Source organism: Nostoc sp. UIC 10630 (assembly GCF_010747425.1).
GTDB lineage: Bacteria > Cyanobacteriota > Cyanobacteriia > Cyanobacteriales > Nostocaceae > Nostoc.
Map to the genome: position 1 here is coordinate 1 of NZ_JAAGOG010000019.1, position 12706 is coordinate 12706.

A 12706-nucleotide genomic window follows, 5' to 3' on the forward strand; every position below is an offset into this window, starting at 1 on the left:
ATTCCCCATCCCCCATTCCCCATTTCCCAATTCGTGCTATCTTGAGCTTGCCAGCAAAAATTGTTGCAATAGTAACAGAAGTAATTTGGCAGTCAGAAAGTTAAGCTTTTTCGGCAAAGCCATCTGGTAAAATTTATAAGGTTTCTAAAAGCTCTGAGCAATGGGATCGACTCGCGTACGGATCGCAATTGACGCAATGGGAGGGGATCACGCACCCGGTGAAATCGTTGCTGGCGCACTGCGAGCAAAGGAAGAATTGGGTGTAGAAATATTACTTGTTGGTGATCCCCAACAAATAGAAGCTGCCTTGCCGCCAAAAACGAATTTAGCGCAGGTGGAGATCGTTCCTGCTGAGGAAGCGATCGCGATGGATGAGGAGCCTTTAAATGCAGTTAGACGCAAACGCAAGGCTTCTATCAATGTGGCAATGGATTTAGTCAAGCAGCAAAAGGCAGATGCCGTATTTTCTGCCGGTCACTCTGGGGCAGCGATGGCATCAGCTTTGCTCCGCTTAGGGCGATTGCCGGGAATCGATCGTCCAGCAATCGGGACCGTTTTTCCGACAATTGTTGCTGGTAAGCCAGTGTTAGTTCTTGATGTCGGCGCAAATGTAGATTGCCGCCCGAAATTTTTAGAGCAGTTTGCTGTCATGGGATCGGCTTACAGTCAGTATGTCTTAGGTACAACCGAACCGAAAGTGGGTTTGTTGAATATCGGTGAAGAAGACTCTAAAGGCAATGATGCAGCCGTCCGCGCCCACCAGCTGCTCCGCGAAAATTCTCAAATTAATTTTATTGGCAATGCCGAAGGGCGTGATGTGCTTTCCGGTCACTTCGATGTAATTGTCTGCGATGGCTTTGTGGGCAATGTACTGTTAAAATTTGCCGAAGCAGTTGGAGAAGTGATTCTGCAAATTCTGCGGGAAGAATTACCCCAAGGATTGCATGGTCAAATCGGTTCAGCATTCTTAAAACCAAACCTGAAGCGAGTTAAGCAACGCATGGATCATGCCGAACATGGTGGTGCTTTGTTGTTAGGCGTGGCAGGAGTTTGTTTTATCGGTCACGGTAGCTCACAAGCACCTTCAATTTTCAATGCTATTCGCATGGCTAAAGAAGCTGTTGACAACCAGGTGCTACAACGAATTCAGTCCCAATATATCCTAGAGCGCGAAAGCGGTTAGTCATTAGTTATTAGTCATTAGTCATTTGTCAAGCACAACTGACACAGGACAAATGACACAGGACAAATGACAAAGGACAAATGACAAAGGACAAAAGCTGATAGCTTGGGAGATTAGGAGTGGAAAACTTAGGCATAGCAATTACCGGAAGTGGCTCGGCAGTACCAGCAACTTCCCTACACAACCAGACATTAACTGAACTAGTTGAAACATCAGACGAGTGGATTGCCACAAGAACGGGAATTCGCCAACGACGATTAGCGGTGTCATCTGAGTCCTTAAGTGGACTAGCTACTGCTGCCAGCAGTCGCGCGATCGCAGCTTCAGGAATTAGACCAGAAGACCTAGACCTAATTTTGCTAGCGACTTCCACCCCTGATGATTTGTTTGGTAGTGCTTGTCAAGTACAGGCTCAATTAGGAGCTACCAACGCAGTCGCCTTTGACTTGACAGCAGCCTGCTCTGGCTTCGTGTTTGGTCTGGTTACAGCAGCCCAATATATTAGAACAGGTGTCTATAAAAATGTACTGTTGATAGGGGCAGATATCCTCTCTCGCTGGGTAGATTGGCAAGATCGTCGGACTTGTGTACTATTCGGCGATGGTGCAGGAGCAGTAGTATTACAGGCTTCTAAAAGCGATCGCTTATTAGGATTTGCTCTTAAAAGTGATGGTACTCAAAACCATCACCTCAATCTTGCTTATGCAGGCGCTTCCCAAGAATTGCTCCCTGGTGTAAATATCACTAAAGGTACTTATCAACCTATTACTATGAACGGCAAAGAAGTCTACCGCTTTGCTGTGCAAAAAGTCCCAGAAATCATAGATAAAGCCTTATTTCAAGCTAACCTTAAGGTTGACCAAATAGATTGGCTAGTGTTGCATCAAGCTAATCAGCGCATTATCGATGCAGTTGCTCAACGTCTAAATATCCCAGAACATAAAGTTATAAGTAATCTCGCCCAGTACGGCAATACCTCAGCTGCTTCCATTCCCTTAGCTTTGGATGAAGCAGTGCGACAAGGTAAAATTAAACCCAATGACATCGTTGCGACATCCGGCTTTGGTGCCGGTCTTACTTGGGGCGCGGCAATCTTTCAATGGGGAAGATAAATATTTTGTCATTTGTCATTAGTCATTTGTCCTTTGTGAATGACAAATGACCAATGACAAATGACCAATGACCACTGACTATTGACAAATGACAAAAACTGCATGGGTGTTTCCCGGACAAGGTTCCCAAGCGCTGGGAATGGGAATGGATTTATTAGATATACCGTCCGCTAAAGACAAGCTTGCCAAAGCTGAGGATATTTTGGGTTGGTCTGTAACTGAAATTTGTCAAACTCAAGAAGAGAAGTTATCACAGACGCTATATACTCAGCCAAGTCTTTATGTGATAGAAAGCATTCTTGCTGACCTGCTTCGAGAACGAGGACACCAGCCAGATTTAGTTGCTGGTCACAGTTTAGGAGAATATTCTGCCCTTTATGTAGCGGGTGTCTTTGAGTGGTCGGCTGGTTTATATCTGGTAAAGCGTCGTGCAGAACTCATGGATAATGCCGTCGGTGGGATGATGGCAGCTTTGATGAACTTTGACCGCGAACAGTTGGAAAAAGTCATTGCCCAAACGCCTGATGTGGTTCTAGCAAATGATAATAGTTCGGCTCAGGTGGTAATTTCAGGCACGACTGAGGCTGTACAAGCAGTGATGACTCAAGTTAAAGCCAAGCGTGCTATTCCCCTAAAAGTTTCTGGAGCATTTCACTCACATTTAATCGCACCAGCAGCTGCGGAATTCCAAGACATTTTAGAATCTGTGGAATTTCAACCAGCTACTGTGCCAGTCTTATCTAATGTAGAACCAATTCCGTCTATTGATGCCGAGATTTTAAAGCAGCGCCTCAACAAACAAATGACTGGTTCTGTACGGTGGCGAGAAATTTCTTTGCAATTACCAGCTAACGGTATCCAGCGAGTAGTAGAAGTTGGTCCAGGTAAAGTATTAACTGGCTTGATTAAACGTAGTAGCCCTGATTTGATTTTACAAAATATCCAGAGTGCTACTGATTTACCTGTTGCTGTTGAATCTTTTTAGCTTTTAAAGGTAGGGTGACAACAAATTCTGCACCCAATCCTTGTGTGGAATTACAATTAAGTTTACCAAGATGTAGTTCAGTAACAATTTGATAGCTGATAGTTAAACCTAATCCAGATCCTTTACCCACATTTTTAGTTGTAAAAAAGGGGTCAAATAACCTTGTTATAATTGTGTCTGGAACTCCAAGACCATTATCTGCAATGGAAATTTTGATTTGGTTTTCAGATACCAAGCAAGTATGAATCCAAATTGTGTTGGGATGTAAATCAATTTCTGTAGGCGTGCGCTGCTGATTTGCATCTTCTAACGCATCAATAGCATTAGACAGAATATTCATAAATACCTGATTGAGTTGTCCAGGGTAGCAGATCGCCGGAGGCAATTTACCATAGTTTTTTAACGTGAGTTCGACAAGTCTTATTTGACCTCTCCCCCAACCCCTCTCGGTGTCGGAGAGGGGAGTAAAAAGCTGAATTTTTCGTTGCTCCTGCCTTTCCTTTTCGGAGAGGGAGAGGTTCATCGAACTCACGTTAATTTAACTTGTTTGGTTTCGGGATTAATTAGAATATTGGCGAGTTTGATATCTTTATGAATAATCCGTTCGCGGTAGAGTATATCTAAGGTGTTGCACAGTGCGATCGCAATTCGTAAAAACTCTTGTAGAAAAGCGGTATGTCGCGTCTGGTCAGAGGTGAAATAATCTTTAAGAGAAATCCCGCCAAAATCTTCCATTACCAATGCATAGCCATTTTGATACGGTTCCAAGCTGTAGGTTTGGCTGATTAGAGGTGAGTTGAGATTTTTAGCTATGGTGTACTGATTACGAAACGATAAGAGTTCGCTGAAACTCGGATAAGGATTTTTGAGCCATTTAATCACTACAGGTAATGAGTCAGTATCTCGATAACCACGATAAACCAGGGTTCGAGAACCGTTGTAGAGTTGTTCACTAACCTTGTATCTAGGAATACTGACTGTAGTGGGAAACATACAGTTAAATTATAAAGATTTCTAGATTTAGTGTTCCCCGATGGGTGAAGTAATTCATCTCTATAGCATTTTTGCGTTTGATCTGGGTGTTGCGATCGCTTATGCTAAATTCAGTTTGATTTGCATTATCTTCTGTGGACAAAAACCGCGAACCGTTTATCAGTCTGGCACTTTACCACGCCTTTAAATGGTCAGTCGTCAGCCCCATGCTTCACGCTTACTTTCGGGGCCAGATTCATGGTACGGAAAATGTCCCCCAATCAGGGCCGTTATTAGTAGTAAGTAATCACGCTAGTTACTTTGACCCACCGATTGTCTCTAATTGTGTACGTCGTCCTGTGGCGTACATGGCTAAGGAAGAGTTATTTAAAATCCCAGTTTTGGCGCAAGCGATTAAACTGTATGGTGCTTACCCGGTGAGTCGGGGAAATGCCGATCGCAATGCTATCCGTTCCGCCCTAGAATATCTCAATAAAGGTTGGGCTGTTGGTGTTTTCTTGGAAGGTACTCGCACCCCAGATGGTCGAATTACAGACCCCAAAAGAGGCGCACTGCTGCTAGCTGCGAAAGCAAAAGCCCCAATATTACCAGTAAGTGTCTGGGGTACTGAGAAGATTTTGCAAAAAGGCTCGTCTCTACCTCACGCAGTTCCCATCACTGTGAGAATTGGTAGCTTGATTGATGCTCCCACTTCCACTAATAAAGAAGAATTGGAGGCGTTGACACAAAAGTGTGCCACGGTAATTAACGAAATGCATGATTTAGGACGATAAGCTAGACAAGCTCAGATAACGCAGTTTCCAAATGGAAGAAAGGGAAAGGGGAAAAGGGGAAAGGGGAAAGGGAACCAGTAACTTAAAAGCAGGGGTTTCAAATATGGACACTGATTTTTATCGCACTGCGTGTCTTAAAAATCTTCTTTTTTATTCGACCTATTTAAAAATAGGGGCTTTATACCTTGTGGGGAAAAGTTCTTTATCCTTTCCTTTCCCCCTTACCCTTTCCCCTTTTCCCCTTTTTGGTAAATAAGGAATAAAAGGCAAGACTAAAAATCATATATAAAGAGTTTCTGCCCCTGCCTCCAAACCAGTAGCTTTGTACTTCATACGAAAGAAAACTGCTGTATATGCTTTAAGGAGGTAGCGATCGCCCCTTAACCTCTGTATGTTTAAGGTCAATCTGCTCTAGCAATGACATCAGACTTTGTGCTTAAATGCAACTGCTAGGCAAATCTACCAGCAATTTCACCCTAAACAGCATTATGAGCGGCTTTGAAGCCAAGAATTTTTGGGAGCGATTAAATAATCTGGCGTTAGTCCGCTTTTTGCTTTTAGTTGCTTCTGGCTGGGCAATTGTACAGCTTTTAGCTTACTTTGAAGCAGTCATTGTTATTTTTACATTTGCGGCAATTTTGGCTTTTTTACTCAGCTATCCTGTACAAGGACTGCGACGTTTTTTGCCTCACGGTGTAGCTGTTGGCTTAGTTTTCTTACTCAGTATTGTGATTATAGGCGGTCTGATAATTACCGTGGGCTTAACGGTTTTATCTCAAGGACAAGAATTAATTGATAGTATCACTGTATTTTTAAATTCTTTAGTACCTTTATTAGAAGGACTAGAAGCATTTTTGCGAAGCCGGAATTTACAAATAGATTTAAGTTTCATTGAAGAACAATTGCGAAATCAAGCTGTATCAAGCCTTGTGACTAGTTTGGCTATCTTACAAGGCTTCATGACGAATTTTGTGACTTTTATCTTGATTGCAGTTGTGGCTTTCTTCATGCTATTGGATGGAGACAAATTGTGGAATTTTATTTTAAAAATAGTCCCTAAACATCGCCGTAATAGATTTACAAATATAATCAGGCGGTCTTTTTTAGGATTTTTTAGAGGACAGTTACTATTAAGTGCATTTCTCACAAGTACAACTTTCCTAGTTTTCTTAATATTAAAAGTACCATTTGCTTTGATATTATCAATAATAGTTGGTTTCCTTGATATTATTCCTGGTATTGGAGCGACATTAGGAGTAAGCACAGTGACTTTATTTGTGTTGTCTCAAGGTGTTTGGTTAGCATTGAAAGTCTTGATAGCTTGTATTGTCCTCCAGCAGATACAAGACAATTTGATTTCGCCTCGAATTATGCAAGATGCGCTGAATCTTAATCCTGTAGTGATATTTTTTGCTTTGCTAGTAGGTGCTAGAGTAGCAGGATTATTAGGTGTTTTTATATCTATTCCAATCGCAGGAGTAATTGTATCTTTATTTGAAATTGATGAAATGAAATCTGAAGTTTAGAGACGCGATAAATCGCGTCTCTACAAAAGGTGGGAATAGAGATGCGATGAATCGCGTCTGTAGTAATTAATGTAAAATAATTTGTTAGACAATACAAATTGATGAATGATGTCGGATTTAAGAGCGGAATTAACAGAAATTTTGGATGAGGCAGAGTGGGAGTGGCTAATTCCTCATGTACAACGAGATGCAGTAATTTTGGTAGCACCGGAGTTAAACTTGGTGGATGTTGGAGTAGCGATCGCCAGTGATAACATTCCATCAGTACAACAGTGGATTGATGAGCAATTAATTACCAAACCCACAACGGTACAGGTGGGAGAATGGAATCTTGAGCGCAGTAAGCGATTTAATACTCTCATCGTTCAGCCTTACGTTTTGGTGAAGGAAATAGTTCTTACTTAAATTAGTTCTCTATTATTTTCGATGACAATAGATGTTGGAATAGTTTCTCAGAAAAAATAGCTTAATGTGCTATTTATTACTTGGTTATTACCACACACTATCTGGCTGATTTAAATAAAGCGAAATTTTCTCCTTTAAGATTTAGCCATCTAGGAGCTAGAATTGTTACGATAATTTCAGATTAGATGTTGAAACCTTGATCCAATCTGAAACCTTAGAATTATTAGAATGGCATCGCCTTTGCCAGCACCTTGCCACCTTCGCGGCAACTAAGCTGGGGGCGACAGCTGCGCGTCATCTGAAAATACCCGATTCTCAGACCCAAAGCGAACAGTTGTTAGAGCAAACCAAAGAAGTCTACCAACTGGAAAGTCGCCTGACTACGGGACTGTCATTTGAGGGAATTCAAGATATTGGCGATTCCTTAGAACGAGCAGAACGCAGTGGAGTTTTGGCAGGGGAAGAACTGTTAGCGATCGCCACCACCCTCGCTGGTGCTAGAAGTTTGCGCCGTGTTATCGACAATCAGGAAGATTTGCCAATACTGACTGAGTTAGTTGCCGATTTACGGACTTATCCAGAACTAGAACAAGAAATTCACCGATGTATTGATGAACGGGCCCAGGTAACTGACCGCGCGAGTCAAAAACTGGGAGAAATTCGCACAGATTTACGGCGATTACGCAGCCAAATTACCCAAAAGCTGCAAAACATCTTACAGGCAAAATCTGGGGCAGTTCAAGAACAGCTAATTACGCAACGCAGCGATCGCTTTGTCATCCCTGTAAAAGCACCGCAAAAAGATGCCATCCCTGGTATTGTTCACGATACCTCTACCAGTGGTGCAACCCTTTACGTAGAACCGAATTCGGTAGTACCTCTAGGCAACCAACTACGGCAAATCATCCGAAGAGAGCAAGCGGAAGAAGAAGCGATTCGCCGTATTTTGACTGAACAAGTCGCCGCAGTCAAACCAGATTTAGAGAGATTGTTAGCGATCGCCACCACTTTGGATTTGGCAACCGCTAGATCCCGCTATAGTTTCTGGCTAGGAGCGAATCCCCCGCGATTTATCCAGCGTGAAGACAAGGAAATCATTACCTTACGGAACTTACGACATCCTCTGTTAGTGTGGCAACAACAGCACGAACAAGGGCAACCAGTCGTTCCTGTAGATTTGCTGATCAACCCGCTAATTCGGGTTGTAACCATTACCGGGCCAAATACTGGCGGTAAAACTGTAACCTTAAAAACCTTGGGTTTAGCAGCATTGATGGCCAAAGTGGGTTTATTTGTCCCCGCCCGCGAACCGGTGGAAATTCCTTGGTTTGACAAAGTGCTGGCAGATATTGGCGATGAACAATCCTTACAGCAAAGTTTATCCACATTCTCTGGACACATCCGCCGCATTAGTCGGATTTTAGAAGCATTGGGTACTGGGGACTTGGGACTGGGGACTAGGGAAAAAGAAATTCCTAATCCCCAATCCCTAATCCCCAATCCCCAATCCCTAGTCTTACTTGATGAAGTCGGCGCAGGAACCGATCCAGTTGAAGGAAGTGCCCTAGCGATCGCCTTGTTGCAATATCTCGCTAACCATGCCCAACTAACCATCGCCACCACTCACTTCGGCGAATTAAAAGCCCTGAAATACGAAGACGAGCGGTTTGAAAATGCCTCTGTAGAATTTGACGAAAGTACTCTCTCGCCTACTTACCGTCTGCTGTGGGGCATCCCCGGACGTTCTAATGCCTTAACCATTGCCTTACGTTTGGGATTAAAACCAGAAGTGGTAGAAGAGGCAAAAATCCAAGTGGGAGAGGCCACAGATGAAGTTAACCAAGTGATTGCTGGCTTAGAAGCCCAACGCCGCCGCCAGGAAACCAAAGCAGCCGAAGCCCAAAGTTTGTTGCAGCAAGCGGAACGCTTATACAAAGAAGTATCCGCAAAAGCCGCAAGTTTGGAAGAGAGGGAAAGCAGTTTGCGGGCTTCACAAGAAATAGCCGTTCAGCAAGCGATCGCTCAAGCAAAAGGTGAAATTGCCCAAGTTATCCGCCGCTTGCAGAAAGGTACGCCCACAGCCCAAGAAGCCCAGCAAGCCACCAATGCTTTGAATCAAATTGGCCAGCAATATCAGCCAGCAATGCCAGCAAAACCAAAAGCTGGTTTTATGCCCAAAGTAGGCGATCGCGTCCGCATTCCAAAATTGGGACAGATAGCAGATGTGATCACCGCCCCTGATGAGGATGGCGAGTTAAGCGTTCGCTTTGGGCTAATGAAGATGAACGTGAAGTTGCAAGACGTAGAATCTCTAGATGGTCAAAAACCCGAACCAGTTGTTAAAGCCAAACCAACCCCAGCAGCAGTAACCCCCCCACCGCCAGCTGTCCCAGAAATTCGGACTTCCAAAAATACCATCGATTTGCGTGGTAAACGGGTAGCTGATGCCGAATATATTTTAGATAAAGCTATTTCGGAAGCTACTGGCCCAGTCTGGATTATTCATGGTTACGGTACTGGGAAACTGCGGCAAGGAGTTCACGCATTTTTGCAACAGCATCCCAGAGTGAACAACTACGAACCAGCAGAACAAGCAGATGGCGGCACTGGTGTTACCGTTGCTCACATAAAATAAAAAGCAGGAATGCTTATGTTACTTGAACATTTAGTTGCAATACCTAAGCAAGCGAATTCTCTGCGTGACTACCCTGCGGGAATGCGAAGCGCCTATGCGTTTAAAATTTAACCCTCAATTCGCCACGATTTAACGCTCTCGCATTCGATTGCGAGATGCTAAAAATAACACCTCGCAAAGCGTACCTCTTAGTGATGGCAAAGCACTAATTCCGATTAAACAACTACAAAATTGTAGTTGCTTAGTGACAATCCAGCAGATAATTGTGCAAATTGCACCTGAGTAGACCCAGCACTACCATCTTGGTCGAAGAACAGTCCACCTGTCGCGCTGTTGTAGATAAATCGCTCTTCGGTAGTGGTTGCAGATGTTCCGATGGTAAACTGAGTAGCCAAGAGCGTGCCTAATGATAACCCACCGACACTGCCAAAACCATTAGCCGATACCTGAATCACTTCATTGGTGGCATATTCATTGGTGGCGTTGAAGTCATAAAGGCTAGCAACGCCTTCATAGTAACCGTAACTATTGAAAACAAAGGTATCAGTACCATCCCCTCCATAGAGGGTATCATTGCCACTGCCCCCGAAGAGCGTATCATTGCCCGAACCCCCTACAATATTGTCATCAAAGATTGTACCTAAGATATTTAATCGTTCGATATTCTTGTAACTAACCCGACTCGTGCCTGCTGTAATTGAGCCAGTGTTACTAGTAGCATTGAATGTCGAAGTAATCCCCCCTGTAGCATTGGTGTAATCGACGAACAACAAATCATCACCATTACCCCCATCTATCGTATCTTTGCCACCAGATCCCGTAGAGAGCGTATCATTACCAGAGGTTCCCACGATATTGTCATCGAAGGCTGTACCTAAGATATTTAATCGTTCGATATTCTTGTAGCTAACCCCACTCGTGCCTGCTGTAATTAAGCCAATGTTAGTGGTGGCATTAAAAGTTGTAGCGATCCCACCGATAGCATTCTTGTAATTGACGAATAACAAATCATCACCATTACCCCCATCTATCGTATCTTTGCCACCAGATCCCGTAGAGAGCGTATCATTGCCAGAGTTCCCCACAATATTGTCATCGAAGGCTGTACCTGAGATATTTAATCGTTCAATATTCTTGTAGTTAATCCCACTCGTGCCTGCTGTAATTAAGCCAATGTTAGTGGTGGCATTAAAAGTTGTAGCGATCCCACCGATAGCATTCTTGTAATCGACAAACAACAAATCATCACCTGTCCCCCCATCGAGTAGGTTATCGCCTGTTGAACCGCTAGCACCCAATGTATCGTTACCTGAGCCTCCGTTGAGGGTGTTATTACCTATGGAGCGAGAGTCGGAGTAGGGGGAGAAATAACCGTAAGAGTCGTAAGAGATGTAGTCGCCAGAAATATCAAGAAAATCATTGCCATCGCCCCCAGAGAGCAGGTTATCGCCATCTGAACCGCTAGCCGTTAATGTATCGTCACCTGCACCTCCGTTGAGGGTGTTATTGCCTCTTGAGCGAGAGTCGGAATAACCCCTGTAGGCGTTAAAGACGCCAGAAAGGTCAAGATAATCATCGCCATCGCCCCCAGAGAGTAGGTTATCACCTGTTGAACCGCTAGCTCTCAATGTATCGTCACCTGCACCTCCGTTGATGGTGTTATTGCCTCTTGAGCGAGAGTCGAAGGAGAAAAACTGGCCTGAGCTTTCGAAGCTGGATAAGTAGCCAGAAAGGTCAAGATAATCATTGCCATTGCCCCCAGAGAGCAGGTTATTACCTGTTGAACCGCTAGCCGTTAATGTATCGTTACCAGTGCCACCGTTGAGAGTGTTATCACCTGTTGAATATTCAACGTTCAAGGTATCGTTGCCAGCGCCACCAATGAGAGTATTATTGCCTTCACCACCTCGCAGCAAGTCGTTGCCACTCTTGCCGTCAATAATATCATCACCACCCTGACCATTTATGACATCATCTGAGTTGTCAAAGCCGTTAACATTGTTATTCAAATCATTAAGGAAGGTGACTGTATTCTTACTGAAGATTGTGCTTTGAGTGGAGTTGGCATTGAAGACATCAAAGCTGTCACTAATGCTAGTTTGCCCATCAAACAGAATATTACCCAAATCTACGGTGGCTCCTGTAGATTTGCTGAGGTTATCTAGGTTTTCTAGGGCGAAGTTTTCCAGGATGACTTTGGGACTACCCGATGCTGCAAAGGAGATTTCCAGATTGCTGCCATTCTGAGTCAGTAGCAGATTTTGGGCAGTGAAGCCATAGCCTTGGAAATTTAGAGTGTCCACCTCGGCAATAACTGCTGCGGTTGGGTTTGTTCCTTTACCTACGCCACCAAAATCGGTGATGATACTATCGATATTGTAGTTGTAGTAGTAATATTGATCTTTACCACCACCACCAGTCACGGTATCATAGCCCCCATAAGCCCCGTTAGGTCTAATGGTATCGTTCCCTGCAAGACCGTTAATCGTGTCAGCGTCGAGACTGCCGAACAGTGTATCATTACTGTCGGTTCCAATGATGTTTTCCATAACTTTTACTTACCTAATAGTCAACTATTTCGATATTTTTATACCTTGTTTGGGAGCAATTCTGCGTAGATGTTTAGCTTGAAAATAGAAAACACCTTAACAACCCAATACTGACCATATACTACTGTATTTACTTAAGTATCTTTGCTTGCAGGTACATCTTTGCATACTCTTTACATTATTTACTGATAAATTTACAGAGAAGAAGAAAAGGGTACTGGGTTACACTCTTTGCGAATAAAGTATTTCAAGTGATATCGTCGCTCTCGGAATACATGAAGACTAAGTAATAAACATCAAGAAATTTCAAAATTTCCAACCGCAAATAAATTAGGAGGTATTCTAAATAATTACTTAGCGATAATTAGGGTTAGCATTCTTAAGATTTAGGATTTAGGCAAAACCACACGCTGTAGGGGCAATACCCTGCGGGAAGCTGCTTTGCGTCTACATGAATTGCCCCTACCTAAGAATTAGGGTTTTCGCTATTATTTGGGTAAATCGTAACATTGTTTATTTATACTCTTGTACGGAATTAGCAGTGA

10 protein-coding genes and 1 pseudogene are annotated in these 12706 nt (G+C 43.4%); 8 read left to right on the forward strand and 3 right to left on the reverse strand.

The features are described 5' to 3' along the window. Window positions 1–160 precede the first annotated feature (160 nt). From plsX to fabD, 3 genes are all read left to right on the forward strand, one after another. The gene (gene plsX / locus G1O98_RS07470) at window positions 161–1183 is read left to right on the forward strand and encodes a phosphate acyltransferase PlsX (RefSeq protein ID WP_012406928.1); all 1023 of its coding nucleotides are present in this window, start codon (window positions 161–163) and stop codon (window positions 1181–1183) included. Between the two features lie 119 nt (window positions 1184–1302). Further along, complete coding sequence (locus G1O98_RS07475) at window positions 1303–2295, forward strand: beta-ketoacyl-ACP synthase 3 (RefSeq protein ID WP_163928104.1); 993 nt, start codon at window positions 1303–1305, stop codon at window positions 2293–2295. Between the two features lie 88 nt (window positions 2296–2383). Next, a complete protein-coding gene (gene fabD / locus G1O98_RS07480) occupies window positions 2384–3280 on the forward strand; it encodes an ACP S-malonyltransferase (RefSeq protein ID WP_163928106.1) in 897 nt (298 codons plus the stop codon). Here the strand turns inward: fabD and G1O98_RS07485 are convergent. Both G1O98_RS07485 and G1O98_RS07490 read right to left on the reverse strand, forming a co-directional pair. Then, window positions 3246–3803 carry an ATP-binding protein gene (locus G1O98_RS07485; protein ID WP_163928108.1) on the reverse strand — a complete coding sequence of 186 codons (558 nt, stop codon included), beginning with the start codon at window positions 3801–3803 and terminating at the stop codon, window positions 3246–3248. The two genes, fabD and G1O98_RS07485, sit on opposite strands and share 35 nt — an antisense overlap. 11 nt (window positions 3804–3814) lie before the next feature. After that, a pseudogene (locus G1O98_RS07490) lies at window positions 3815–4273 on the reverse strand (protein kinase); the annotation flags it as partial. Window positions 4274–4407: 134 nt separating this feature from the next. Here G1O98_RS07490 and G1O98_RS07495 point away from each other — a divergent pair. The 5 genes from G1O98_RS07495 (at window position 4408) to G1O98_RS07515 (ending at window position 9612) form a co-directional block, all read left to right on the forward strand. After that, window positions 4408–5046: a lysophospholipid acyltransferase family protein gene (locus G1O98_RS07495; RefSeq protein ID WP_163928110.1), complete on the forward strand. Its 639-nt coding sequence runs from the start codon at window positions 4408–4410 to the stop codon at window positions 5044–5046. 31 nt (window positions 5047–5077) lie between these two features. Then, window positions 5078–5302: a hypothetical protein gene (locus G1O98_RS07500; RefSeq protein WP_163928113.1), complete on the forward strand. Its 225-nt coding sequence runs from the start codon at window positions 5078–5080 to the stop codon at window positions 5300–5302. A 232-nt stretch (window positions 5303–5534) separates the two neighbouring features. Further along, the gene (locus G1O98_RS07505; RefSeq protein WP_163928115.1) at window positions 5535–6572 is read left to right on the forward strand and encodes an AI-2E family transporter; all 1038 of its coding nucleotides are present in this window, start codon (window positions 5535–5537) and stop codon (window positions 6570–6572) included. Between the two features lie 108 nt (window positions 6573–6680). Further along, window positions 6681–6977 carry a DUF2288 domain-containing protein gene (locus G1O98_RS07510; RefSeq protein WP_163928195.1) on the forward strand — a complete coding sequence of 99 codons (297 nt, stop codon included), beginning with the start codon at window positions 6681–6683 and terminating at the stop codon, window positions 6975–6977. Between the two features lie 196 nt (window positions 6978–7173). Then, window positions 7174–9612, forward strand: coding sequence for an endonuclease MutS2 (locus G1O98_RS07515; RefSeq protein WP_163928117.1), 2439 nt, complete (start codon window positions 7174–7176; stop codon window positions 9610–9612). A gap of 215 nt (window positions 9613–9827) precedes the next feature. Here G1O98_RS07515 and G1O98_RS40630 read toward each other — a convergent pair whose 3' ends face one another. Beyond that, a complete protein-coding gene (locus tag G1O98_RS40630) occupies window positions 9828–12161 on the reverse strand; it encodes a calcium-binding protein (RefSeq protein WP_163928119.1) in 2334 nt (777 codons plus the stop codon). Window positions 12162–12706: the final 545 nt, after the last annotated feature.